This is a genomic window from Cytobacillus gottheilii, from assembly GCF_001636345.1.
Classification (GTDB): domain Bacteria; phylum Bacillota; class Bacilli; order Bacillales; family Cytobacillaceae; genus Cytobacillus; species Cytobacillus gottheilii.
Map to the genome: position 1 here is coordinate 2922255 of NZ_KV440945.1, position 25538 is coordinate 2947792.

Below are 25538 nucleotides of genomic sequence, written 5' to 3' on the forward strand. Positions count from 1 at the left end.
CACCTCTCCAATAAACCATATCCTTTATTCCAAATTGGAATTTTTTCATCTAAAGAGAGGGATAACGGCATATATTTCATGCCGTTATAACTGCAAATTCCAATAAATTATTATATCACAAAATATGGAATAAGGGAGGAATATCCCCCTGTTACTTTCGTCCTATTATTTCTACTTCTGTCTCAAGTGATACACCGAATTGCTCTTGGATTTTGTCTTTTGCAAATTGGATTAGATCCAGTACATCCTGTGCTGTAGCACTGCCGGTATTCACAATAAAATTACCATGCATATCTGAAATCTGCGCCCCGCCAATTGAATAGCCTTTTAGACCTGCCTCTTCAATAAGCCTTCCAGCATATTTTGGCAGCGGGTTTCTAAAAATACTGCCTGCGCACTTATAGTTCCATGGCTGAGTTTCTTTGCGATAATCTTTGTTTTTCTGCATCTCCGCAAATATTTGATCCTTATCTCCAGATACTACTTCAAAAACTGCTTCAAGCACGATGCCAGGACGCTTTTTTTGCAATACAGACGTTCTATAGGAAAAGTCCATTTCTTCATTTGATAACCATTTCATACTTCCATCTTCAAACAATATGTGAGCACTCTTTAGAATTTTAGATATATCAGAACCATGTGCACCAGCGTTCATATATACTGCTCCGCCAACAGAACCAGGTATTCCGCTCGCAAATTCAAGACCTGAATAGCCCTTTCTGCTTATTTGTGTAGACAATGCAACGATTGAATAGCCTGCTCCAACCTTTAACTCTGAGCCCTGCAGATCCATGTGATCAAGTCCGCGTCCCAGTTTAATAACAGCTCCTTCAATCCCTTTATCCGAAATAAGCAAATTAGAACCTCTTCCAATTGCCGTCCATTTTATATTATGTTTTTGAATAAGCTCCATAATCTGTTTTAAGCTGTCAACTGAAGATGGTTCTATATAAAGATCAGCTGGTCCGCCAATTTTCATTGTTGTATGGTTTGCAAGCGGTTCATTTTCTTTGATTTTGCCTGCGTTTAATGTCTGAAGCTCTTCGATAAATTCTTTCATACAAACCTGCCTTTCTTTTGCTGTTTTTCCTTATTAGTTTATGCAGTTATTGGGCTACTTGCGCTTGGCAGTGCTTAGCTCATTCATTAAACGATAAAGCTTGCCAGCCGCATCTGGCATACCAAGTTTTTTTGAGTTTTTCTTCATTTGCTCAATCTTCTCATCATTAATTAAAATCTGATCGATTTGCTCCACTAATTTTTTCCCAGTTAGATCCTTCTCCAGCAATAGTTCAGCTGCTCCGTGATCACTTAAAGCCCTCGCATTTTTTTCCTGATGGTTATTGGTTACATAAGGACTAGGAATTAAAATGCTTGGAATGCCCAAGGAAGTGAGTTCAGCCAGCGTCGTTGCGCCAGCCCGGGTAACCGCTAAGTCAATGCCTGCAAGCACTTCTGGCATATTATGAATAAAAGGCTTGATGATTACATTTTCAGGATTTCCAACTAGCTCCACTTCTTTTTTGACATCATCGAAGTGAGCGTCTCCAGTCACATACAATAGCTGATATGGCTTTGAACCGAATTCAGCAAGTGATTTAACGACTGCTTCATTTATTGGTCTGGCTCCCCTGCTCCCGCCAAAGATCAGAACGGCAGGTGTTTTCGTATTTAATCCAGCAGAAAGCCTTCCGCGAATTCCATCTTGGCCAAGTACTTCAGATGCCCGCGGATTGCCAGTAAACACGACTTTTTCTTCAGGAAAAAATGCTTTTGCTTCTTCAAAGCAGACAGCTACTTTGTCAACATACTTACTTAAAAATTTATTCGTTAAACCTGGTACACTATTTTGTTCATGAATAATCGTTGGAATGCCTAATTTAGCAGCTGCATAGACTACAGGTCCGCAAACATAGCCGCCAGTTCCAATCACAACATCAGGCTGAAAGTCCTTTAGCATTTGCTTGCTGTCTTTTACGCCTTTTAAGAAGCGCATAATGGTTTTCACATTTTCCATTGAAAGCTTGCGCTTAAAGCCTGTTATATGGATCGACTTAAATGGAATGTTTTCTCTTGGTACAATTTTGCTTTCTAAGCCTTTTTCCGTTCCTATGTATAGAAATTGTGCATTTTTATGCTCTTTTCGAATTTCTCTTATCAAGGCCAGCGCAGGATATATATGCCCCCCTGTACCGCCGCCGCTTACTGCAATTTTCATGATTTCACCTCAAAGTTATTTGTTGTCTCACAATGTTGTATGGTCTTAAAATTTGAAGGAAAGAAAAAACCACATCCTCCGCTTTACCCTATTCTACTATATTTAAAACACTATGAAGAAATGGAAAACATAATGTCATGCAAATGTAATGAATTTGGAAAAAGGGAAGCTGCATCCTTCACGGTGCCGATACACTCAAATGTACATAGTTTCTTGTGAGTTGTAAATTGTTTTCTGTGATAAAAGGCATATTTCTTTCTTAAACAAAAAGAAACCCTGCAGCAAGTACAGGGCGAGTTCAATAACGTGCATATCGGCTAATATTCAGCAGAACACCGATTGCCATTAGCATTAATGTTAAGGAAGAACCTCCGTAGCTCAAAAATGGCAGAGTGATTCCGGTAACTGGCATTAAACCAGTAACAACACCAACATTGATCATTACCTGAATTGCTACCATTGCAATGATGCCTATTGCAAGAAAGCTTCCGTATAAATCAGGTGCCCCTAGAGCGATGCGAATACCTCTCCATAATAACAAGGCAAACAATAAAATAACAAACGATCCGCCAATAAATCCAAGCTCTTCTGAAAGAATGGCGAAAATGAAATCTGTTTGCGGTTCAGGCAAGTAGAAGAATTTCTGCCTGCTCTGTCCAAGTCCTAGCCCAAACAATCCTCCCGGGCCAATAGCGTATAAGGATTGAATAATTTGAAAGCCGCTCCCAAGGGGATCTTCCCACGGATCTAAAAATGAGGTGATCCGCTTCATTCGGTATGGTGCTGAAAGCACAAGAGCCACAAAGCCTGCAACACCAATTAAGCCGAGCATAACAAAGTGGCTAATCCGGGCACCAGCAACAAAAATCATCACTACACATGTACCCATCATGACCGTGCCTGTTCCTAAGTCAGGCTGCATCATGATCATGGCGAAAGCTAGAAAAGCAAGACCGAGTGAAGGTGCTAACCCTTTCTTAAAGGACGTAATCAGTTTTTGCCTCTCTGATAAAAACTTTGCCATAAAGACAATCATGGCCAGCTTCATAAACTCAGAGGGCTGAACAGAAAATGCACCGACCCCAATCCAGCTCCTAGAGCCATTCCGAACATTTCCTACCCCAGGAATCAGAACTAGCACTAACAGAACAAAACATACAATAATAATAAGCTTTGCCCATGTCCTCCATGTCCAATAATCAACATTCATGATAAAAAACATAGCAACAATACCTGCTACCGCAAAAAGCAGCTGCCTTTTCGCAAAAAAGAATGAATCATCAAATTTATAATCCGCCCAAATTGCACTTGCACTGTATACCATTGTCAGTCCAACCGCAAGCAAGGATAAAGTAATGATGATCAGTATTAGATCTGGAGTCGTTTTTTTTGTCGGCAATGCAAACACCTCTAACGGAAGTATTAGGGCTGCAGGAATGATTGCCGAAATCTGCGGGTATAACAAGTTGAAGATTCAGCAGACAAGCCCTTTACTTAAGCTTATGCACCGCATCTATAAAAATGTCTCCTCTAACTTCAAAAGTTTTATATTGATCCCAGCTTGCACAAGCTGGTGAGAGCAAGATAACATCTTTAGCTTCAGACATATCAAAAGCGGCCGGCACAGCCTTTTCAACATTATCGACACGTTGAATCATTTTTATTCCAGCTTCCATTGCCGCTTTCTCAATTTTCTCAGCAGTTTGTCCAAACGTTACAATCCCCTTCACTCCCCTTAGGGAAGGCACAAGCTCGTCAAATTCATTTCCTCTGTCAAGTCCGCCGGCAAGCAGAATAATCGGCTCATGGAAGGCAGCTAATGCATTTTGGGTAGCTAGAATATTTGTTGCCTTTGAATCATTGTAAAATGATCTTTCGGACACCTCGCCAACATATTGAAGACGATGCTTAACACCAGTGAATGTAGTCAGCACTTCAATAATCGCTTCATTACTAACACCCGAAAGCTTAGAAGCGGCAACTGCCGATAAAATATTCTCTAGATTATGGGCTCCAGGCAGCTTTATATCCTTTACTTCCATAATCTTCTCTCCATTGAATACAAGCCAGCCGTCTTTTGAATATGCACCGTGATCAAGCTCATGATAAGGCGAAAAAGGGATCAACTCAGCATTAGAACCTTCTCCTACAGCAATAACCTCCTCTTGATCATTGTTGTGAATGAAATAATCCTCTGCTGTTTGATTCTTTGTGATGAGTGCTTTTGCATTTATATACTCATCTCTAGTGCCATGGTAGTCAAGATGTGCATCATAAAGATTCGTCAGAATAGCCATCTTCGGTTTGAATTCATCGATGCCCATAAGCTGAAAGGAGGATAGTTCAATGACGATCGTATTCTCCTTCGTTGCAAGTTGTGCGACTTCAGAAGCGACTGTTCCAATATTGCCAGCTATAAGCGGCTTTTTCCCGCCAGCGAGCATCATTTCATATATAAGTGTAGTTGTAGTTGTTTTCCCATTCGTACCTGTTATGGCGATAAAAGGGGCTTCGCTGATTTGATAAGCTAACTCCACTTCAGTAATGACCGGAATGCCTCTCTCAAAAGCACCTTCGATCATCGGGTTATAATAAGGAATTCCTGGATTTTTGACAATTAATTCAAAACCTTCATCAAGCAGATCAATAGGATGTGAGCCGCATATAACCGTAATTCCCTGCTGAAGCAAACCTTGTGCTTCTGGGTTCTCAGAAAGCGGCTTATAATCATTGACAGTCACAAAGGCGCCAAGTTTATGTAAAAGCGAAGCTGCACTTACTCCGCTTTTCGCCAGTCCAAGAACTAATATTTTTTTATGAAGATAGCGATTGACCTGTTTCACTTTACATCCACACCTCTATATAAATTCCAAGGACTGCAAGCAATAGCCCGACCGTCCAAAAGGTTACAACAACACGCCACTCTGACCATCCTACCAGTTCATAATGATGGTGAAGAGGGCTCATCTTAAAGATTCGTCTTCCCGTTGTTTTAAATGATATTACCTGCAAGATAACGGATAGTGTCTCAATAACAAATACTCCGCCGATAATAATCAGGATAAATTCAAGCTTTGTTAAAATCGCGATGGTTGCAATCGCACCACCTAAAGCCAGTGATCCTGTATCTCCCATAAATACCTTTGCAGGGTGAGCATTAAAGACAAGGAATCCTAACACAGCACCTACAACCGAGACTGCAAAAATGGAAATTTCAAACTGAGACTGACTCCAAGCCAAAACTGCAAATGCACCAAATGCAATAGCCGATGTTCCAGATACTAGCCCATCGAGACCGTCTGTTAAATTAACTGCATTTGAAAATCCTACAAGCCAGAAAATAATAAAGAAAACATAAGTCCATCCCATATCAAAAGAAAAATCCGTTAATGGAATATGAACAACAGTCGAAAACTCATTCTGCTGGAAAACAAGATAGAAAACGATTGAAATGATGATTTGCCCCAGCAGCTTTTGCTTCGAAGTCAAACCAAGGTTCCGTTTCAGCGCAACTTTGATAAAGTCATCTAAAAAGCCAAGCAGACCAAACCCTAACGTAACAAGCAGCAGCAAATACGTTTTAACAGTAGGCTCGGAAAATTTGCCTGTCATCACCAGCGTCGTAACAGTAATCGATAACAGAATCATAATTCCGCCCATCGTTGGAGTTCCTGTTTTCTTTTGGTGTGATTGCGGTCCTTCCTCGCGAATGCTTTGACCAAATTTCAATCTGCGTAAAAATGGGATAAATAAAGGCGATAATAACACGGTTATTAAAAAGCCCATTAAAATTGTGAAAAAAATAACCTGCTCCATCATATTACTCCTTACCTCCTAGCCGGCCGTCTTCATCCAGTTTGGCAAAGAGCAAATGAAGCTCCTCTTTATACTCAAACTCATTGGGTATTACAGCACTATTTACATGATTCTGAGTCCAGTGTGCTGGACTTCCTGCCATGCTTTCTGTTTTTTGTTTATAAAGTTCAATCATATCCAATAAACCTTTCATTACATTATTCATAGATAAGAGCGATAAATGTTTCCGTATAAAATGCGGTATATTCAAAGAAGCTTCCCAAACCTCTGCCATTGCGCCACTTTCCAGTGCAATCCTGTCTGCACTTATTCCGCATGAATCATAAAGACCTTTAGGCAGTCGATGGTCTGGTGAACGTGACACATGATTAAAAGAAATATCCTCATTTGCAATGTCCGTTTTGTTTGGAAAGAGTTTTGCATCGCCACGATATGTTAAAAACATTTTATCGCTCCTCAATAGCCTTTTTGGCTTCAATGCGGTCATCAAAATCAAAGGTTTTATCCCCAATCTGCTGATACGTTTCATGCCCTTTCCCTGCAATTAAGATGACATCCCCAGCACTGGCTTGACGAACTGCATATCGAATCGCGTCCCTTCGATCAGGAATAATTTTATAATTCTCTCCTGTCGCGCCAGCTTCCATATCAGCCAGTATCGCATGTGGATCTTCACTTCGCGGATTATCAGAAGTGAAGATTGGATCACTGCTGTAGCTGCATGATATTTGCGCCATGATCGGACGTTTTGTCCGGTCACGATCACCGCCGCACCCAACAACCGTAAAGATCCGTTTAACTGCAAATTCACGGATTGTCTGTAACGCATTTTCTAAGCTGTCTGGCGTATGTGAATAGTCGACAATAACTGAAAAGTCCTGCCCGGCATCCACAGTCTCAAATCTGCCTGAAACACCTTCTACTTCTTCAATCGAAGCAAGAATGCTTCTGATTGGGATTCCAGCTGCAACTGCTGTACTAATCGCAGCTAATACATTATAAACACTAAATTTGCCGATTAATTTCATATTCACATTGTAATTCCCTAATGGGCTTTCCAGGGTAAAGCTAGTTCCCCCTGCCTTTATGGAAATGCTATGTGCTTTAAAATCGGCACCACGGTCTATTCCATATGTAAGAATATGAGCAGACGTAGATCTTATATATTGTTCTGCTGCTGCATCATCCGCATTTAACACAGCATATTTCGGGGAGTTCTTTTGAAAACGGCTGCCCAGCTGAGCAAAAAGCAAACCCTTTGCCCGTTTGTATTCTTCCATAGTGCCGTGATAATCCAAATGATCTTGTGTTAAGTTTGTAAACACAGCAATGTCAAAATCACAGCCATGAACTCTGCCCTCATCAAGAGCATGTGAAGATACCTCCATTACTGCAGCAGATACATTTGCATCCACCATCTGTCTAAATGTCTTTTGCAGTGTTAAGCTTTCTGGAGTCGTATTTTTCGTTGGGAATACCTCATCTCCAACCTTTGTATACATCGTCCCGATTAATCCTGTCTTTTTCCCATGATCCTGAATTATTTTTTCTATTAAGTGACTTGTCGTCGTTTTGCCATTTGTTCCGGTAATCCCAATCAGCTGCAGCTGATGTGTGGGATGCTCATAAAATGTATCCGCAAGAACAGACAATGCCCTTTTTGTATTTTTGACCACAATAACCGGGACAGTTAATGTCAGCTCACGCTCGGCAATGACGGCCACAGCTCCTGCTTTTACAGCTTCAGCAGCTAAGTCGTGTCCATCCACTGTGTATCCTTTAATACAGACAAACAAACTGCCTTCAGTTACTTTCCGATGATCATTTTCAATAGAAGTAATTTCGATAGAATCTTCATTATATGTCTGATAAGGCTGCAGCGCCTCCAGCAAAGTATGTAATTTCATGTTCTTCCAACCCTCTCAATACCGTAGTACTTCGTAAAATAGCCTTTATATGTAATCCTTACGAAAGATGAATAAACCTTATTCCACTTAATAAGCTATTCTCTTACCCATCAAAAGAGAATTAGCGATTTATATTTTACATGAAAACACAATAATATGCTATTTGTTATTTATAGAAAACGAGAAGACCACGTTGAGAAGAGGTGAAAAAACGAACGATCGTTACTATTATCCTACCTGTTGGAATATGTTATCCCTTCACTATTGATCGGTTATCAAGGTATATGCTGATGGCCCAGTTGTTTTATAATAGAGGTTTTTCTCTGCTTACATAAAAGTTCATTCGTTGCAGAGAAAGCTATATCACCCTCTCTACTTACCTTTAACGTGGAAAAAGGGCGGCGCAACCCCATGGAACGCCGCCCGAATCACTATGTCTTTACTGTGAAGAGTCAAAATACAGCCTAATTGTTGATCCTTCCTTCAGCTTAACACCTGGTTCTGGTGATTGCTTAACGACTTTGTCGCCGCTGCCGCTTGCATCAATTTGGAGGTTCACATATAGTTCGCGGATTTCCCGCTTTGTAATGCCAACTAGGTCTGGTACCTCAATCATCGGGGTATCCGGCCAAGTTAACTCTTTTTCAACCTGTTCTTTCCTTGGCTTTACGCCCATCGCTCTTAAGCTATCTCCGATAATATTGCCGACAATTGGCGCTGCAACGACACCACCAAACTGAACCGTTCCTTTCGGATTGTCTACTGCTACATATACAACAATTTCAGGATCATCTGCAGGAGCAAATCCAATAAATGAGACAATATGGTTATTTTCAAGATAACGGCCGCCTTGTGCTTTTTGAGCTGTTCCTGTCTTGCCGCCAACGCGGTATCCATCTACAAATGCCTTTTTACCAGATCCTTGAGCAACGACCGTTTCAAGGGCATGTCTAATTTCATCAGATGTTTCTTTTGAAATGACTTTTCTCTTAGCCGTCGGAGATTTTTTCATGACAGCTTCACCTGTGGTAGGATCAATAAGTTCCTTTGCAATGTAAGGCGTATATAGTGTGCCGCCATTAATTGCAGCAGAAATAGCTGCTACCTGCTGAATTGGTGTTACAGATACACCTTGACCAAAAGCAGTTGTTGCCTGCTCCACTGGTCCGACACGATCGAGATTAAAGAGTATTCCTCTTCCTTCACCTTGCAGATCAATTCCTGTTTTTTGCCCGAAGCCAAAGTCTTTAATATATTTGAATAACGTATCTTTTCCAAGTCGTTCACCGAGCTCTACAAACCCCGGGTTACATGAATTCTGAACAACTTCTAAAAAGGATTGACTTCCATGACCGCCTTTTTTCCAGCAGCGCAGCTTTGCACCGCCTACCTCCACAAAACCGGGATCATGAAAATGATCTTCTTCCAGATCGACTTTGCCTTCTTCCAGAGCAGCTGCTAAAGTAATAATCTTAAAAGTAGAACCTGGTTCATACGTACTCCATATAGGCAGGTTGCGGTTATACACGTCTGGTTCTACATGTCTGAAATTAGTCGGATCAAAAGATGGCCGGCTGGACATGCCAAGAATTTCACCTGTATTTGGATCCATTGCGACTGCAATCAGTCCATCGGGATTATAGGTGGCCTCTGCAATATCCAACTCACGTTCCATAATGGTTTGCACCTTTGAATCAATTGTCAGCATGAGATTATTGCCATCCACTGGCGCCTGATAATCATCAGCCATATCGTTCATTCGCTCGCCTTTTGCATTTGCATAAAATTTAACTGAACCCTTTTCACCTTGTAATTCCTTATCATAGTAAAGTTCAAGACCCATTAAGCCTTGGTTATCAATACCGGCAAACCCTAAAACATGTGATAAATAATCGCCAAAAGGATAATGGCGTTTTGAATCCTCGCCAATATATACGCCTTCAAGTTCTAATGCACGAATTTCCTTTGCTTTTTCATGAGAAATTTTTCTTCCTTCTTTGATTCTCACATTTGACTCTCTTTGTGTAATTTGTTTATAAGCCTCTTCCTTTGACATATTCAAGACACCTGCCAGCTTTTCTGCTGTTGCAGCTGGATCTTTTATTTGCCTCGGTACAACATAAACTGTTGGTGCACTTACATTTGTTGCAAGCGCTACTCCATTTCGATCGACAATTTCACCTCGTTCAGGCTCAAAAGGGATGTCCCTGCTCCACAGCTCTTTCGCTTTGTCTGTCAAATCATTTCCAAGAATCATCTGCACATAACCCAGCCGTAAATCTATTATAAAAAACACTAAGATTCCGACAATCAAAGCAGCTGTAAGCCTTTTACGCACTGTTACATTTGATACACGCATCTTTGAACGAACCTCCTTCGTTTATGGCTCGTTCAAATATATGCTTGTACACAAACAAATAGAACGCACCATCATATGATTGGTGCGTTCTGCTTCTTAATCCGTTACAACTTCTTCTTCCTCTTCAACTTGTTCCTTAGCCATTTTTTCTCTTTCATATTGCTCCAGCGGTGTCTCAAATTCAACGATTAAGTAATCCCCTTCAGCAAGAACAGATCCTGAGGATAAATTTTGCTTCATGACATAGCCATTGCCGACTGTATTCAGCTTTAGGTTTGCCGCTTTTGTAAACTTGAGCACATCTCTAAGAGACCAGCCCGTCATGTCAGGGACAATTGTTTTCCCATTTGTTTTGAGAATAACTTTTTCACCTTCTAACATGGAAGATGTTTGGCCGGGGAACTGTCCTTCCACTGTTTTTCCATCTCCAATTATGACTGGTTCCAAGTCTTGTTCCGTCAGTTTCTTTTCAGCTTCCTTAACAGGCATCCCGATCAAGTCAGGCGCCTGACTGCTTTTTGCTTTAGGCTGCTCAGTTGGTTCAATGTTTAAATATTGTAAACTGCTTTGCATAACCGGTTTGAAAATTTCAGCAACCGGCTCTGCTCCATTTGTACTTTCATCAATATCGGGCTGCTGAACAGCAACATACATAACAAGCTCAGGATCATCTGCTGGTGCCATGCCCAGAAAAGAAAATACATAGTTGCTATGTCCGGTTAAATAGCCGCCGCCTTCCGGATTAGGAATTTGCGCTGTCCCTGTTTTACCTGCAACCTCGTATCCATCAATATTAAATCTGCCGTATCCTGTCCCATTTTCAGAAGAAACCACCGTCTCTAAGATATTTCTGACTTCCTTGGCAGTTGCGTCAGAAATAGGTGTTCCAACATTTTCAGGACTTGTCTTTTGCACAGTTTTTCCTGAATTCGGGTCAACAACCTTGCTGATGACATGCGGCTTTTTCATTGAACCATCACCTGCTACAGCAGTTGCCGCCTGCATTTGCTGTATGGGCGTAAAGGCTGATCCTTGTCCAAAACCGATCGAAGCTTTTTCCAAAGGCCAATCATACTTTATAAGCCCGCTCGTTTCATTTGGCAAATCAATACCTGTTGGCTGATCAAAGCCAAACTTTGTTAGGTACTCACGAAAAGTTTCATAGCCAAGCTGTTCATTTACAATTTTTGCGAACGCAACATTGGAGGAGCGCTGAACTCCTTCCAGATAAGTAATCTCGCCCCATCCGCGCCCGCCGTTATGGTCAGGAATGGCAGGTGATCTTTCTGTCACTTTATAAGAACCAGATTGATAGGTATTATTTTTATTAAAGACACCTTCTTCTATTGCAGATGCCAATGTAAATACCTTCATTGTTGAGCCAGGTTCATATGAATCTTCAACGGCTAAGTTGCGCCAGGTGTCTTCAATTCCTTCTCTTGTTTTTGGATGAAATGATGGTCTCTGTGCCATAGCTAAAATATCGCCCGTCTTTGGATCTGCAACAATACCGATCATTTTCTTAGGACTATATTTCTCGTCTACCTTACTCATCGCGTCTTCGAGGAAGATTTGAATGGACTTATCTAATGTTAAATATACATCCTGACCATTTTTGGCCGGTTCAATGACTTCATCACCATTTGGCAGCAAATAACCCCAAAGATCTGCTTCATAGCTAAAATGGCCATTTGAGCCTGTTAATAAATCATTTAAGCTTTGTTCTAATCCAAGCATTCCCACTGTTTCAGTGCCGCCATCTTCCTTTTCCTGTTTTTCAACATAACCAATTAAATGCGAAGCGAAAAGGCCATTCGGATAAAATCTTTTAGTATCCTGAATGAAAGAGATGCCAGGAAGCTTAAGATCCTCTATTTCTTTCTTTTTTTGAAGTGTGAGATCGCGGCCGGCAGTACCGAATTCAACCTGCTTTAGATCACTTGACAGTTTGCTATAAATCTCGGATTCTTCCATATCAATTAATCCAGCAAGCTTTGCAGCAGTTTGCTCTGGATTTACCACATGTCTTGGATGTTCATCGTCTGTTGTTAATTCCTCGTCCAGGATCGCCACAAGTTTATAAGAGTTGGCATCTTCTGCAATAACCTCGCCATTTCTGTCATATATCGTCCCTCTTCTGGCTTCAAGAGTTTTTTCTCTTTCGTATTTAGATTGTGCTTTTGCAGCAACAGGCTGTCCGCCCGCCTCTCCAGTCACTTGAATGGACATAAACCGAAACAGTAAGACAAAAAAGAGCAGACTGAATATTATAAATAATATCACTGCTCCAGCATTAATATTTCTTTGCTTTTTAATCATCAGTCACGCACAGCCTTAACATTTTTTTCGTTGAATGTTAAACCAAGCTCTTCTGCTTTGGCTTTAATTCTTTCGTATGTACTTAATTCAGCCACCTGCATGCTAAGATCTTTATTTTGTTCTGTTTGGCCTTGAATCGCTGCTTCTGTCTGCTGAATATTCTTGTTGACTTCATAAAGTGCTGATTGATTTGAAACCATTGTTACTGCACCGATACAAACTGCACCCGCAAAAAGGATACCAAGTATTTTTTCACCTGGAGAAAACAAGGTTTGGCGCTGAACAGATTTTTTAGGTTTTTGTACCTGCTGCTGTCTTTGCTGCTGTTCTTGTTGAATTTGTCTAGCTAGATTACTCATAGTTTCCCTCCTGTTTCTCTTATACTCCGTATATTTTATAGTTTTTCAGCAATTCGAAGTTTGGCAGAACGAGCACGATTATTTTGTTCAAGCTCTTCATCTGATGGTAATTGCGGTTTACGTGTAATTAATTTGATTATAGGTTTATATTCATCTGGAATAATGGGCAAACCTGGCGGCAAATCTGGTGTCTCACTCGCTTTTTTCAATGTGACCTTGCAAATACGGTCTTCTAGTGAGTGGAATGTAATGACACTAATTCTGCCTCCCGGATTTAATAGCTCGATTGCTTGCTGAAGGGATTTTTCAAATACCCCTAATTCATCATTTACCGCAATACGAATAGCTTGGAAAATTCGTTTGGCCGGATGTCCGCCTTTTCGGCGAGCAGGAGCAGGTATGCCGTCTTTAATAAGCTCAACAAGCTCTGCTGTCGTTTCAATGGGTGCTTTTTCTCTTGCAGCTTCAATTTTTCTGGCAATTTGCTTTGAAAATTTCTCTTCACCATACTTAAAGAAGATTCTAACAAGATCGTTATAATCCCAATGATTAACCACATCATAAGCAGATACATCTGCATCTTCATCCATGCGCATGTCCAGCGGTGCATCATGATGGTAGCTAAAGCCGCGTTCCGGTGTATCAAGCTGTGGAGATGACACTCCGAGATCGTAAAGAATTCCGTCCACTTTCATGACGCCAAGCTTTTCTAACTCTTCCTGCAAAAAGGCAAAATTACTTTTAATAATCGTAATTCGATCTCCGTATTGCTTCAGTTTTTCCCTTGCATGCCTGATGGCTGTATCATCTTGATCAAACGCGTAAAGTTTGCCTTTTTCAGAAAGCTTGGACAATATTAGCTCACTGTGTCCGGCCCCTCCTAGTGTACAATCAACATAAATTCCATCGGGGTTAATGTTAAGCCCGTCTACCGTTTCATTCAGCAATACAGTAGTATGTTCAAACATAGCTGTTCATCCTTTCCAATCCTGTTCAATCTAGAGCAAGCCTCTGTGATTTTTAAATATCAAACCCAATCATATTTTCTGCAATTTCAGCAAAAGATTCCTCTGAGTCTGTAAAATATTCTTCCCAAAGATTTTTGCTCCAAATCTCAATTCGATTGGAAACGCCTAATACGACACATTCTTTTTCCAATTTTGCATATTGCTGAAGCGGGGAAGTGATATTTATTCTTCCTTGTTTATCTATTTCACACTCTGTGGCACCTGAAAAGAAAAATCGGGTAAACGCACGGGCATCTTTTTTGGTAAGGGGCAGACCTTTTAGTTTTTCTTCAAGCTGCTGCCACTCGTCCATAGGGTAGCCAAATAAACATTGATCTAAGCCTCGCGTCAAAACAAAGGATTCTCCTAAGTGTTCACGGAACTTAGCAGGTACGATTAGTCTGCCTTTTGTATCAACGTTATGATGGTACTCACCCATAAACATACCCACTGCACCCACTTTCTAACACAAATGTACCACAATCCCCCACTTTCCTCCACATATTTTTATTAATTCTCTCCACTGGCATGATCTCCTGCTGGAAAATTTTTATTTTGGGATTTTCCGTTCGCGGTTTATTTACAATTTCTCAGCGTTTCTTATGGGAAATTGTCTGAATGGGATTGCTGGTGTGTTTTTTTGTCATTAGAGGGCTTGCTGCTGAGTTGATTTTCGCTGCAGGGCAGTCCCTTTTACCAATACTTGTTTGAGCAGCAGTTAGAAAAAAAAACACTGGATCTCTGCCGCCTACTTGCTTGGCGAACAAAAAAAAGACGGTCCCGGCAAAATTTGGGATCACGTCTTATTAAAGCACCATTTTATAAATGAAACTTTTAATCTTTTCCAAGGTATTGCTGATCTTCGTATAATTCAAAAATGTATTTATCTGACTTGTCCTCTGGCCATTCTTTTTTAGAAACCAGTGAAATAAACGGAGATTTTACCGTTATTTCCAGAAATGAGCTATTCTCGGGAGAAATAAGCGGAGATATTCCGGTTAAGTTGAATATAATCGCCCATTTACACGTTTTTCGGTTAGTTAGTCGGAATTCCTCCGTCTATTTAAGCTCATTTCTAGTAATTTTATGATTTAAGCGGAATTCTTCCGCTTATTGCCTTAGATTTTCACTACCACATGACTACCGTCAAATGGCAGCGGATGGTTAAGGATTTGCTTGAAGAATTCCAATCCATACCGGTTCATGAAATATAGCGCGTTCCATACTCTTTCCTGCGGAGCTCCATCTGGCTTAAGAGCTGTTCCTGTCCGGTCATATTTATTTATGATATGGCTGTGCTGCAATTGAATATCTTCTTGAATCTTCTGCTGCAGAAATTGAATATGTTCAATTACCTTTTGTTCGTTCTTTTTAAGCAGCTGGACAACACCTTTTGTATTTGTTTTGGCATAATCCTCAATACATCGATAATGTTTATTTACATCAGTTTGTAATGAATCAAATAACGAATCTGCCTGATCACTTTGAATCGACTGAAGAAAAGCGTTTTTCTGTCCTTCAATCCCATTAGCCAGCACATCTTCTAAGCGAACTTCGAGTTCATTGAGATCCGTTTCGATATCACGTTCTAAAAGCGTAAAATTTATTCTCGGAACGAGCGGTGGCATTTGAATTGAAAAATGCCGGAAAGCTTGCTGAAGCTCTGCCCAATAAGCGATCTCACCAGGACCAGCAATAAAAGCAAGTGTTGGGAAAAGCAGCTCCTGTGTAATGGGCCGTGTCACCACATTATTGCTTAGTTTCTCAGGTGATTCTTCTGCAACTTGCAAAAGCTCTTCAAGTGAAAATTGAATTGTCTGTTCCTTATCGGAAAACAGAGCAGATTCCTGATGATATTCCAGTAATAGACGGTCATGCTGTTTCTCATCATAGTAAAATAAATTAGCAGCATGTGCTGTAATATCGATACTATTGCTGATTCCTGCATTCTTCAAGTTCTCCTGCTGCATAAACACAGACTGAGTAACTTCTTTGCTCAAGCGGATTTGCTTCTTTAAGATTTCCTTCTGAAGCTGGCGGAACTGCCTGTCGCCGGAATCAACTAAAAGCAGTCCTGTATCTTTGAACATAGCCATAATAATATAGGCGAACAAATCAACAAAGGTATCTGATTTTTGAATAGCCTCATCCAGAATGATCATTACATCCTTCGTAAATGCTGTTTCTCCATAAGACTCCAGAATACCGTCGACCCATTCACGGCAAATGTTCTGATCAAAAGCAATATTTGAGACCATTTTTTTCTCTAATACCTTTTCTGGGTATACGACTTTATTCATTTTAGCGCCGCTCTTTGTAAAAATATGATTGACCTCAGGATAATCATGGTCCTCTCCGGCAATCCAAAAAACTGGAACAACAGGAACCTGAAGTTCTTTTTCCTTCTCTTTTGCAAAGGCAACAATAGATAACACTTTATGTATACTATAGAGAGGACCGGTCATTATGCCTGCCTGCTGACCGCCAATGACAACGGCACTATTATTTTGCTGTAATTTTTTTAAGGATATCCCGACTTGTTCAGAGGCAGGAAACTTCCCCATAAATTGTTCAATATAGGAAGCTAATTCTTCCCTCATAAACGACCTGCCTTCAAGTTCGTGTATCCGCTTTTCATAGCTTTGAGATTCATTATAACGATAATCAAAATAAGGGCTAATACGATCTGATTGTATGATATACTCTGTTGCAAACTTGTTTGCCGCAGGCAATGAGAGATTTAACATCTCCATTTTAAGAAACTTCCTTTCTGGAACCAGTTTTCATTTAATCTTATTGAGTATAGCATTGTCTGAATATAAAAGAAAAAAACTTTGCTTACTCACTTTAATTTATTTTAAGACACGAAAAAAGAAACACGCTTGATCAGTCCTATTGCCATCAAGACGATGTACGCTGTGAGAAATAGGAGGAAATTAAAGCGCCAAAACCCCCGAAAAACAAGGGTGAAATTGATTTCATGCTTCACACGCCAATGAATGACAGTAAATAAGGCTGCAATCAGAAGGAGAAGCACGATAATCATCCATAAAAATGACTGCTCCCAAATTGCCAAAATTAAAAAATGTACAGATACGATTAAAAAGAATGTGCTAATGTCCACGGCTGCTTTCACAGCCAATTTGTGACGCTTCGTCAATTGCTTCGCAGCAATAAACACAATTATGTATCCTACTATAGGAAGTGTTACGAAAGTTGCTAAAATACCCGATAATACCGCATCCACTTTTTTCCCTCCTGCCCCCTATGCATTTAGGAGCAAATGTCTCTATTTTTCTGCCCCTGTTTCTTTCCCTTTTATACTATTATAAAAAAGTTCTATAAGATGCGCCTCATAATGCAGGTCTCTTGCTTCTTCAAGCAAATAACCTAATATGGCGTCCACCTCTGTTCTTCTACCCTGCTCTAGGTCTCTATACATGGAAGAATAATTAGCAGCTGTTTTCTTGCTTATGGTCTGAACATGAAGAAACCCTTTTTCTTTGTCTCTGACTTGTAAAATGGTACTCACTTCTTCATAAAGCATCGTGAAGATTTTAAAATAATAAGGATTTTGAATAATATCCCCATTTTTCACCTGAAAAATAGCTGTTAGCGGATTAATCACCGCATTAACGAGCAGCTTTTCAGCAAGCATCTCTTTGTAATCTGTAAACCACTCAAATGGAAAATCATTTATTTTTAGAAGATCATTTATATTTAGTTTAAAATCTTCACTGCCGGAAAACATAGCGATTTTTGTCACTCCGGCACCAGTATGAATCACATGATTTCCAGCAGCCTTTAAGCTCCCATGTTCAACGGTTCCAACATATATACTTGCTTCTTCAAATTGATGCAGCCACTTGAGATGCCCCATTCCATTCTGCAAAAACAAAAAAGAGTGCTTCGCCTTTTCTCCCTTTTTTAAAAACGGCATTAATGCAGATAAATGATATTGCTTAACTGCGACAATTGTCATTTCCTCTTCTCCCTGCCACTCCTGGAAAGACCGGGACTTTAGTGCAGTTGGAAGAGTTTGTCCATCCTTCTCTAAGTGAAGCCCTGTTCCTGAAATAAGGGCAGCTTGTTCCTGTTTATGCACATATAATGTGACATCATGTTCCTTGCTTAAATAATGGGCAAAAAGCAACCCAATTGCTCCGCCGCCAATAATAGCGATTTTCATAAGTATCTTCCATTCTGTGCATTTAGTATTAGTTTAACAGAATTATTTAACAGTTGTTATATCAAAAATAGAAAACTTAATGCAAATGCCCCTTCCACAGCACGGAAAGGGGCAGGCAATTATACCGGGTACACTGGATGTTTTCTTACGCTAAAAGAAACTTCCTTTGTTTCATATAAAGCGAATCTGGTAATTAAAACGTTTCGAAGATCATGCGGAGCCACAATTTCATCAATTATGAGTTCAGAAGCAAGACTATAAATATCAATATGCTCTTTATATTCCTGCTGTTTCTCTTGAATAAATTTCACCTTTTCCGCTGGATCTTCAATTTCATTAATTTTATTTGAATAGACAGCGTTAACAGCCGCTTCAGGTCCCATTACGGCAATTTGAGCCGTTGGCAATGCAATGCAGCAATCTGGTTCAAATGCAGGACCGGCCATTGCATAAAGCCCTGCTCCATAAGCCTTACGGACAATTACCGAAATCTTTGGCACCGTTGCCGAACTCATGGCGGCAATTAATTTTGCACCGTGGCGGATAATACCTGCACGCTCTACCTTTGTTCCAATCATAAAGCCTGGTACATCTGCAAGGAAAAGAAGCGGAATATGGAAGGCGTCACAAAGCTGGATAAACTTAGCTGCTTTATCTGCTGAATCAACAAACAATACGCCGCCTTTAACCTTGGGCTGATTGGCAATGATTCCTACTGTTCTTCCATCCATTCGGGCAAAGCCTGTAATCAATTCTGGCGCAAATAACTTTTTCATTTCAAAAAAACTGCCTTCATCAATGAGTACATCTATACATTCATACATATCGAATGGTGCATTTTGATTAACAGGAATGATTTCCTCCAGATCCCTGCCCATTTTCGGCTGAACAGGCTCTCTTAATCCTGTTTTTTCTTTGAAACTTGCAGGAAAATAAGATAAGTATTCTTTTGCACGCTGAATAGCCTCTTCTTCGTTTGCAGCAAGCACGTCCCCACAGCCACTTACACTGCAATGCATGCGGGCGCCGCCCATTTCCTCTAAAGTTACCTTCTCACCGATTACTTTTTCAGCCATTCGAGGAGAACCTAGATACATGGATGCATTTTTATCAACCATCACGACAATGTCACAAAAGGCCGGAATATAGGCTCCACCGGCAGCTGATGGTCCAAATAATAAACAAACTTGCGGAATCATCCCTGATAGCTTGACTTGATTATAAAAGATTTTTCCTGCTCCGCGCCGGTTCGGAAACATGTCAAGCTGGTCGGTGATTCTTGCACCAGCAGAATCTACCAGATAAAGAATGGGCACCTTAAGCTTTTCAGCTGTTTCTTGAATGCGGATAATTTTTTCAACGGTACGCGCTCCCCAAGATCCCGCTTTGACAGTTGAATCATTAGCCATCACACAGACTGTTTGGCTGTTGATTTTTCCAATGGCGGTCACAACTCCATCAGCAGGCAATCCTTCTTCTTTACAGTTTGCGAATTTGCCATCCTCTTCATATTGCCCACCATCAAACAAAAGCTCGAGCCGCTTTCTTACAAAAAACTTATTTTGCTGCTCCAATTTTTGATGATATTTCTCACTGCCCCCAGCCTCTATTTTTCTTTTCTTATCTTTTAAGGTTTGTGCAAATGTCTGTATATTACTCATCTTCTTCCTCCTTTAATCTTTAAAACTAGGAAAAATTTATTCCATTACCAGAAGAACATCCCCTTCATTCACAAAATCACCGATATTTGCTTTTACCTCTGTCACTTTCCCGCCTTCAGAAGCTTCAACAGGTATTTCCATTTTCATGGATTCAAGCATAATAACCTCCTGTCCTGCATTAACCTCATCCCCCACTCCAATAAAAACATTTAAGACCGTACCCGCCATTGCTGCTTTAATTTCTTTCAAATCAATCTCCTCCTAATTGAAAGTGCTTACATTTTAATGGTGTTTAAATAAGAAGTTGAATAATTGCCATTCTGATAATCTTTTTCATTTAAAATATGTGCAAATAGTGATGCATTGGTTTTAATGCCAGTAATTTTTAATTGATCAAAAAAACGAATGGCTCTCTCAATCACCTGTTTCCGTGAGTCCCCTGAGATAATACATTTTGCAATCATTGGATCATAAAACGGGGTCACCGCTGATTGAGACACATATCCATAATCGACCCTGACCCCTTCAAAGTCCGGCCAATCCAGCTCTTCAATTTTTCCTGGTGAAGGTAAAAACGTAATAGGATCCTCTGCATATAATCGAAATTCAATACTATGTCCTTCAGCAAATATGTCAGATTGCTGCAGCGGGAGGTTCTTTCCGCTTGCGGCAAGCAGCTGCCATTCTACTAAATCAAGACCAGTAATTTGCTCGGTAATCGGGTGCTCTACCTGCAGCCTTGTATTCATTTCCAAAAAGTAAAAATGTTCATTTTCGTCCACAATAAATTCAATTGTACCTGCATTTTTATACTGAACAGCTGCCCCAGCCTTAAGTGCTGCTTCATACATCCTTGTTTTCGCATCTGCTGAAAGTGAACATGCGGGAGCTTCTTCAATTACTTTTTGGTTTCTTCTTTGAATTGAACAATCTCTCTCAAATAAATGAACAAGATTGCCAGCTTCATCTCCAAAAACCTGTATTTCAATATGTCTGGCATTTTCGATATACTTTTCAAGGAAAATGGTTTCGCTGCCAAAATAAGCTTTTGCCCGTGTCTTAACCGTTTGAAACGACTTAACGAGCGCTTGCTCATTTTCACACTTCACCATGCCAATTCCGCCGCCGCCCCCACTCGCTTTTAGCATCACAGGATATCCAATCTCAGCTGCAATGATACAGGCATCTTCCAAACTGGAAACTTGATCACTGCCAGGTACAATGGGTATACCTGCCTTTTCCATGGCCGATCGAGACTGAATTTTATCCCCCATCAGCTCAATTGTTTCTGGATCAGGTCCAATAAAAATCAACCCTTCCCTGTTAACAGCTCTTGCAAATTCAGCATTTTCCGATAAAAAACCATAGCCAGGATGAATCCCATCCGCTTGCTCCTCCTTGGCTATTTCGATGATCTTCTCTGCATTTAAGTATGATTTATTCACTGGCGGCTCACCAATGCGGACAGCTTTCGTTGCATAATGCACATAAGGCAACTGCTGATCAGCGTCTGAATAAACAGCAATTGTTTCAATTCCTAATTTATGGCAAGTGCGCATGATTCTGAGTGCAATCTCTCCCCTGTTTGCAATTAATATTTTTTGCACAGCGAAACTCCTTTCAAAAGTTTGATCATACTGCATAATAAGCGTCGCAATATTATTTATTTCTACAATCTTCTGTTTATTCCTTCTTTAATCGTGAAAACGCTTACTATTTATTTATATGATGTATGGGTTCTATAAAGAATTGCACATTATTTCCATAGATCGAGCACTGAGTCATATAGCCGCATCAGCTTCTGCGGGTTTCACTTTCCCACATCCTCCTACAGGAGTCTCGCACCATTTTGGCTCGCTTCTACTTGTATCTTTAAAATATATTCCAGAAAGTAAAAAGGCAGAATTTTTCGTTTTATTAGTATATAATAATATTAGGCTAGTGCATTGTTATGGATAGCAACCAACTAGTCACTTGTTTATTTTAAAACAAAAAAGATTGTTATACATTTTCAGTCAAGGGGGATTTTAAATGGCATACAAGGTTGAAAAATTAAAAATAAACTACAAGACATTAGAAGAATTTAAAAGATTTAAGGAATATGGATTGCAGGAATTATCTATGGTTGAGGACCTTGAAGCAAATATTATTGAAAATGACAGTGCTTCTCCCTTCTATGGCATTTATTTTGGCAGTCTTTTAGTTGCGCGAATGAGCCTATACAGAGTAGACGCAAAATTTGACCGCTACTTTGATCCGCCACAAGATTATTTGGAGCTCTGGAAATTGGAAGTGCTTCCAGACTATCAGGGCAAAGGATATGGCCATGCCTTAGTAGATTTTGCAAAAAGTTACGGCTTGCCTATTAAAACGAATCCTCGTGTTAAATCACAAGAGTTCTGGGCGAAAGCGGGCTTTACATCTGTTCATTATGATATGGAGCGTGATTTGGGCGAAAATCCAATTATTTGGTATCCTAGCGGAGCAGCAGAACAGTAAAGCTAAGAATAGAAGGGGCTGGAATAATTCATTCCAGCCCCCTTAAACAGCCTTTAAATTCAAATTGATGTAAATCCTATACTTTTACATTTTTCTGGCGGCCATCTTCTTTTGTGACCACCATTTGTCTTGCTCTTTCCATAATTTCAATTAGAGCATTATGATCTTTTTCAATATTTGATAACTCTTCTGTGAGCTTTTCATTTTCCGCAGCAAGACTGTAGGTTTGGCTTTCCAGCTCTTGAATACGCACTTTATAGCTTTCAACTTCTTCTTGATTATTTGTCATTTCGGCTTTTTCATATAAAGTTTTTAAATGTTGTACTAATGCTTCAAATTCAAGCAGATCTGATTGTGCTGTGGAGATGTTTTCAGCAGAAACAGGACTTTTCGTTCCTGCAGTATCTGGTACATCTGCATGTGTCATCTCCTGTGGATATTTTTTCAGCTCTTTACGCTGTTTTTTGGCTAATTCAATTCCTGATTTATACTGCTTTCTTACATAGGAATTCCAGCGAAATCCGCAAGCGGCCGCTGTTCTTGATAAACGCTTTCCTACTTCTTCAAATGCTAAAAGCTGTGTTCCCCCTTCTCGAATATGACGAAGCACAACTTCTGCTAATAGCAAATCTTCATCTTGTGACCATGCATCCTGCCGTGTTGAAGACATCAGCAAATCCCTCCTAGTGTTTTTTCTTCATTTTATGCATCTGCTAGAAAAGATAGACTGATATCATGTTAGATTCTAAACATTTCTTTTTTCATTAAGATGGACGATCTGCTCAAATGCTCTTCCATTTTGATGGTCAGGCTAAGGCTGCTTGAAAGAAAAAAACTCCTATTGAGTAAAAAACTAGCAGTCCACTTCTGGTTAAGTGCATTTGAAAAGTTTTGGACCGTCAAGGATCAGCCAATGGTTATAAGAATCAAAATAGGTCAAACAATAGCTGTATTTCGAAGCTAAGCAATATATTGAAAAATAACAAAAGCACAAGAACATAATGTTCTTGTGCTTTTATTGTAAAAGAAATTAGTTGTTTACAACTTCTTTTCCTTTGTAAGTTCCGCAAGCTTTGCACACGCGGTGAGCAAGTTTCATTTCACCACAGTTTGGGCATTCCACCATACCAGGAACCTGTAATTTAAAATGGGTACGACGTTTTCTTTTTGCAGTTTTAGAAGTCCTTCTAAAAGGTACAGCCATTCTTCCCACCTCCTTAAAGATAATTAAGAAAGTTATGAAGGCCAGATCATGCTGGTTTCTTCAAATGCTTCTTATTTTTCTATCTTCCTTTATGTATCGGAAGAAGAATCGTTTTCGTTAAAAAATTGAGCAAGGCCGGCAAGACGAGGATCAATGCTATCCTTCTTTTCCTGCTCTTGGATGACTTCCCAATCTTTTCCGGATTGAGGAGCTCCTTCATCACCGCTATCTTCGCAAAATACTTGCATAGGCACTTCTAAGATCAAGATTTCATGAATGATCGGCATTAAGTCAATCACATCTCCCTTGAGCTGGTAAACCTCTTCTTCTTCCATATCATATCCGATATCTTTCAAAAGAAAAGTTTCAACAGTACTAACATCAATTGGAAGCTTTACATCCACTAATGTTCGGGAGCATGGCAAAATTAAATGCCCTTGAATCTTTAAGTGAAAAGTCACTTTTGCTGAATCAATGTCAGCACGTCCTGTAACATGCATCGGCGAAGCACGTCTAATGTTCGGATCAATTTTCATGACTTCATCGACATTAACGATTTCATCAATCAAAAAGTCCTTGCTACGATTTTTTTGTAACTGACTTAAAGTCCATTTCATACGAATCACCCCAAGGCAACAAAGGTAATTATAGCTTTCATATAATTATTTGTCAATATTTTTTCTTTACACTATAATGTAGACATTATCAGCGTATTTGAAACTAAAATTAAAAAATTCTTTTTTAAACTTCCTGCATTTAAATGATTTTGAAGGAGGCCAATCTATGGAAGCTGTTGGCGTTGTTGTTGAATATAATCCTTTTCATAATGGACATGCCTTTCATTTGCGTGCCGCAAAACAAACTTCTGGGGCAAATATCGTCATTGCTGTCATGAGCGGCAGTTTTCTTCAGCGCGGAGAACCTGCATTTGCTTCTAAATGGACAAGAGCTGAAATGGCTTTGCGTGCTGGAGCTGATATTGTGTTTGAACTTCCTTATCAATTTGCTGTTCAGCAGGCTGATACGTTTGCTGCCGGGGCAGTGTCGATTTTGGAAGCTGCACGGTGTAAATCCCTTTGCTTTGGAAGCGAATCAGGAGATATTTCCCAGTTCCATCATGCAGCAATGTTCTTTGCTCGGCATGAAAAAGAATATCAGGCAAGCATCCGTCAGTTTTTAGTAAAAGGTAACAGTTATCCAAAAGCAGCATCACTGGCTGCGCAAGAACTTCAAAAAAATGCGGGTACACTTGATTTGTCCCAGCCAAATAATATTTTAGGCTATCAATATGTAAATTCTATTATAAAACAAAATGCATCCATAAAACCACTCACTATTAAAAGAAAAAATGCGGACTATCATGATCAGTCATTCACATCAGATGATATAGCAAGTGCAACCAGCATCCGCAAAGCACTCTTTGCGGATGGAGGAAGCATAGAGGATATCGCACCATTCGTGCCACAATCAACCTTTAACTTAATGCTATATTACCAAAAGACATACGGTACATTTCATCATTGGGAGCTTTACTGGCCCCTGCTGCAATATCGGCTGCTGCATTTAAACGCTCATGAGCTGAGTACCATCTATGAAATGGAAGAAGGGCTTGAGCACCGTTTTTTAGCAGCTGCTTTAAAAGCTGATTCTTTTCATCATTTTATGACTTTAATTAAAACAAAACGGTACACATGGACCCGTCTGCAGAGAGCTTGTGTACATATTTTAACGAATTCATCTAAAGAGGACATGAAGGGACATGAAAAAGCTGATTATTTGCGGCTCTTAGGCATGACAGCAAATGGGCGCTCTTACTTAAATAAATATAAAAATGATTTAGGACTTCCGCTTGTATCCAGGGTTTCCTCGAATCAATCTGCTGGACTTGCACTTGATATTAAAGCATCCCGGGTATATGGATTAGCCACAGGTTTAATAAATAAAAAGGCATTCATTTCACAAGACTTTACACAGTCTCCGATTATACTGTAGGTATTTTT

Annotated in this window: 23 protein-coding genes; 2 read left to right on the top strand and 21 right to left on the bottom strand. The window is 40.0% G+C overall.

Going from position 1 to position 25538, the window contains the following annotated elements; translation table 11 throughout:
• Window positions 1–151 precede the first annotated feature (151 nt).
• The 18 genes from murB to A6754_RS14215 all read right to left on the bottom strand — a co-directional run bounded on the left by murB (window position 152) and on the right by A6754_RS14215 (window position 21442).
• A complete protein-coding gene (gene murB, locus A6754_RS14130; RefSeq protein WP_066446869.1) occupies window positions 152–1060 on the bottom strand; it encodes a UDP-N-acetylmuramate dehydrogenase in 909 nt (302 codons plus the stop codon).
• Window positions 1061–1114: 54 nt separating this feature from the next.
• Complete coding sequence (murG, locus tag A6754_RS14135) at window positions 1115–2218, bottom strand: undecaprenyldiphospho-muramoylpentapeptide beta-N-acetylglucosaminyltransferase (RefSeq protein WP_066446870.1); 1104 nt, start codon at window positions 2216–2218, stop codon at window positions 1115–1117.
• Between the two features lie 298 nt (window positions 2219–2516).
• Window positions 2517–3617 (bottom strand): stage V sporulation protein E, encoded by a 1101-nt coding sequence (gene spoVE, locus A6754_RS14140; RefSeq protein WP_066446872.1) that lies wholly within the window; start codon window positions 3615–3617, stop codon window positions 2517–2519.
• A gap of 91 nt (window positions 3618–3708) precedes the next feature.
• Window positions 3709–5061 carry a UDP-N-acetylmuramoyl-L-alanine--D-glutamate ligase gene (murD, locus tag A6754_RS14145; RefSeq protein WP_066446875.1) on the bottom strand — a complete coding sequence of 451 codons (1353 nt, stop codon included), beginning with the start codon at window positions 5059–5061 and terminating at the stop codon, window positions 3709–3711.
• 1 nt (window position 5062) lies between these two features.
• Window positions 5063–6037 (bottom strand): phospho-N-acetylmuramoyl-pentapeptide-transferase, encoded by a 975-nt coding sequence (gene mraY, locus A6754_RS14150; RefSeq protein ID WP_066446878.1) that lies wholly within the window; start codon window positions 6035–6037, stop codon window positions 5063–5065.
• 1 nt (window position 6038) lies between these two features.
• Complete coding sequence (locus A6754_RS14155) at window positions 6039–6479, bottom strand: hypothetical protein (RefSeq protein WP_066446881.1); 441 nt, start codon at window positions 6477–6479, stop codon at window positions 6039–6041.
• Between the two features lies 1 nt (window position 6480).
• Window positions 6481–7941, bottom strand: a complete 1461-nt coding sequence (locus tag A6754_RS14160) for a UDP-N-acetylmuramoyl-L-alanyl-D-glutamate--2,6-diaminopimelate ligase (protein ID WP_066446884.1) — start codon at window positions 7939–7941, stop codon at window positions 6481–6483.
• Window positions 7942–8380: 439 nt separating this feature from the next.
• Entirely contained in the window at window positions 8381–10300 is a 1920-nt protein-coding gene (locus A6754_RS14165) for a stage V sporulation protein D (protein WP_066446887.1), read from the bottom strand.
• Between the two features lie 96 nt (window positions 10301–10396).
• Window positions 10397–12619, bottom strand: coding sequence for a penicillin-binding protein (locus A6754_RS14170; protein WP_066446890.1), 2223 nt, complete (start codon window positions 12617–12619; stop codon window positions 10397–10399).
• Window positions 12619–12978 (bottom strand): cell division protein FtsL, encoded by a 360-nt coding sequence (ftsL, locus tag A6754_RS14175; protein ID WP_066446894.1) that lies wholly within the window; start codon window positions 12976–12978, stop codon window positions 12619–12621. Before ftsL ends, A6754_RS14170 begins: the two co-directional genes overlap by 1 nt.
• Before the next feature lie 35 nt (window positions 12979–13013).
• Complete coding sequence (rsmH, locus tag A6754_RS14180; protein WP_066446896.1) at window positions 13014–13946, bottom strand: 16S rRNA (cytosine(1402)-N(4))-methyltransferase RsmH; 933 nt, start codon at window positions 13944–13946, stop codon at window positions 13014–13016.
• 52 nt (window positions 13947–13998) lie between these two features.
• Complete coding sequence (gene mraZ / locus A6754_RS14185; RefSeq protein WP_066446898.1) at window positions 13999–14430, bottom strand: division/cell wall cluster transcriptional repressor MraZ; 432 nt, start codon at window positions 14428–14430, stop codon at window positions 13999–14001.
• A 673-nt stretch (window positions 14431–15103) separates the two neighbouring features.
• The gene (gene bshC, locus A6754_RS14190; RefSeq protein ID WP_066446901.1) at window positions 15104–16738 is read right to left on the bottom strand and encodes a bacillithiol biosynthesis cysteine-adding enzyme BshC; all 1635 of its coding nucleotides are present in this window, start codon (window positions 16736–16738) and stop codon (window positions 15104–15106) included.
• Window positions 16739–16842: 104 nt separating this feature from the next.
• The gene (locus tag A6754_RS14195; protein ID WP_066446904.1) at window positions 16843–17232 is read right to left on the bottom strand and encodes a DUF3397 domain-containing protein; all 390 of its coding nucleotides are present in this window, start codon (window positions 17230–17232) and stop codon (window positions 16843–16845) included.
• Window positions 17233–17274: 42 nt separating this feature from the next.
• On the bottom strand, window positions 17275–18174 hold the full coding sequence (locus A6754_RS14200) for a 2-dehydropantoate 2-reductase (protein ID WP_066446906.1): 900 nt from the start codon (window positions 18172–18174) through the stop codon (window positions 17275–17277).
• Between the two features lie 119 nt (window positions 18175–18293).
• The gene (locus A6754_RS14205; RefSeq protein WP_066446908.1) at window positions 18294–19835 is read right to left on the bottom strand and encodes an acyl-CoA carboxylase subunit beta; all 1542 of its coding nucleotides are present in this window, start codon (window positions 19833–19835) and stop codon (window positions 18294–18296) included.
• Between the two features lie 36 nt (window positions 19836–19871).
• Window positions 19872–20084, bottom strand: a complete 213-nt coding sequence (locus tag A6754_RS14210) for a biotin/lipoyl-containing protein (protein ID WP_066446910.1) — start codon at window positions 20082–20084, stop codon at window positions 19872–19874.
• 26 nt (window positions 20085–20110) lie between these two features.
• Complete coding sequence (locus A6754_RS14215) at window positions 20111–21442, bottom strand: acetyl-CoA carboxylase biotin carboxylase subunit (RefSeq protein ID WP_066446912.1); 1332 nt, start codon at window positions 21440–21442, stop codon at window positions 20111–20113.
• 424 nt (window positions 21443–21866) lie between these two features.
• Here A6754_RS14215 and A6754_RS14220 point away from each other — a divergent pair, with 424 nt between their 5' ends.
• Window positions 21867–22334: an N-acetyltransferase gene (locus tag A6754_RS14220; RefSeq protein ID WP_066446914.1), complete on the top strand. Its 468-nt coding sequence runs from the start codon at window positions 21867–21869 to the stop codon at window positions 22332–22334.
• A gap of 76 nt (window positions 22335–22410) precedes the next feature.
• Here the strand turns inward: A6754_RS14220 and A6754_RS14225 are convergent, their stop codons facing one another.
• From A6754_RS14225 to A6754_RS14235, 3 genes are all read right to left on the bottom strand, one after another.
• Entirely contained in the window at window positions 22411–23004 is a 594-nt protein-coding gene (locus tag A6754_RS14225) for an RsfA family transcriptional regulator (RefSeq protein WP_066446917.1), read from the bottom strand.
• Between the two features lie 360 nt (window positions 23005–23364).
• The gene (gene rpmF / locus A6754_RS14230; protein WP_003348855.1) at window positions 23365–23538 is read right to left on the bottom strand and encodes a 50S ribosomal protein L32; all 174 of its coding nucleotides are present in this window, start codon (window positions 23536–23538) and stop codon (window positions 23365–23367) included.
• Window positions 23539–23627: 89 nt separating this feature from the next.
• Window positions 23628–24155 (bottom strand): YceD family protein, encoded by a 528-nt coding sequence (locus A6754_RS14235; protein ID WP_066446920.1) that lies wholly within the window; start codon window positions 24153–24155, stop codon window positions 23628–23630.
• A 166-nt stretch (window positions 24156–24321) separates the two neighbouring features.
• Here A6754_RS14235 and A6754_RS14240 point away from each other — a divergent pair, with 166 nt between their 5' ends.
• A complete protein-coding gene (locus A6754_RS14240; RefSeq protein WP_066446923.1) occupies window positions 24322–25530 on the top strand; it encodes a nucleotidyltransferase in 1209 nt (402 codons plus the stop codon).
• Window positions 25531–25538 lie beyond the last annotated feature (8 nt).

Bases quoted from the DNA above. Each gene is read 5' to 3' on its own strand.
- murB (WP_066446869.1), bottom strand. From the start codon at position 1,060: ATGAAAGAATTTATCGAAGAGCTTCAGACATTAAACGCAGGCAAAATC.
- murG (WP_066446870.1), bottom strand. From the start codon at position 2,218: ATGAAAATTGCAGTAAGCGGCGGCGGTACAGGGGGGCATATATATCCT.
- mraY (WP_066446878.1), bottom strand. From the start codon at position 6,037: ATGATGGAGCAGGTTATTTTTTTCACAATTTTAATGGGCTTTTTAATA.
- A6754_RS14155 (WP_066446881.1), bottom strand. From the start codon at position 6,479: ATGTTTTTAACATATCGTGGCGATGCAAAACTCTTTCCAAACAAAACG.
- A6754_RS14160 (WP_066446884.1), bottom strand. From the start codon at position 7,941: ATGAAATTACATACTTTGCTGGAGGCGCTGCAGCCTTATCAGACATAT.
- A6754_RS14165 (WP_066446887.1), bottom strand. From the start codon at position 10,300: ATGCGTGTATCAAATGTAACAGTGCGTAAAAGGCTTACAGCTGCTTTG.
- A6754_RS14170 (WP_066446890.1), bottom strand. From the start codon at position 12,619: ATGATTAAAAAGCAAAGAAATATTAATGCTGGAGCAGTGATATTATTT.
- ftsL (WP_066446894.1), bottom strand. From the start codon at position 12,978: ATGAGTAATCTAGCTAGACAAATTCAACAAGAACAGCAGCAAAGACAG.
- rsmH (WP_066446896.1), bottom strand. From the start codon at position 13,946: ATGTTTGAACATACTACTGTATTGCTGAATGAAACGGTAGACGGGCTT.
- mraZ (WP_066446898.1), bottom strand. From the start codon at position 14,430: ATGTTTATGGGTGAGTACCATCATAACGTTGATACAAAAGGCAGACTA.
- bshC (WP_066446901.1), bottom strand. From the start codon at position 16,738: ATGGAGATGTTAAATCTCTCATTGCCTGCGGCAAACAAGTTTGCAACA.
- A6754_RS14200 (WP_066446906.1), bottom strand. From the start codon at position 18,174: ATGAAAATCGCTATTATTGGCGGCGGAGCAATTGGGTTGCTTTTTGCC.
- A6754_RS14205 (WP_066446908.1), bottom strand. From the start codon at position 19,835: ATGAGTAATATACAGACATTTGCACAAACCTTAAAAGATAAGAAAAGA.
- A6754_RS14220 (WP_066446914.1), top strand. From the start codon at position 21,867: ATGGCATACAAGGTTGAAAAATTAAAAATAAACTACAAGACATTAGAA.
- A6754_RS14225 (WP_066446917.1), bottom strand. From the start codon at position 23,004: ATGTCTTCAACACGGCAGGATGCATGGTCACAAGATGAAGATTTGCTA.
- rpmF (WP_003348855.1), bottom strand. From the start codon at position 23,538: ATGGCTGTACCTTTTAGAAGGACTTCTAAAACTGCAAAAAGAAAACGT.
- A6754_RS14235 (WP_066446920.1), bottom strand. From the start codon at position 24,155: ATGAAATGGACTTTAAGTCAGTTACAAAAAAATCGTAGCAAGGACTTT.
- A6754_RS14240 (WP_066446923.1), top strand. From the start codon at position 24,322: ATGGAAGCTGTTGGCGTTGTTGTTGAATATAATCCTTTTCATAATGGA.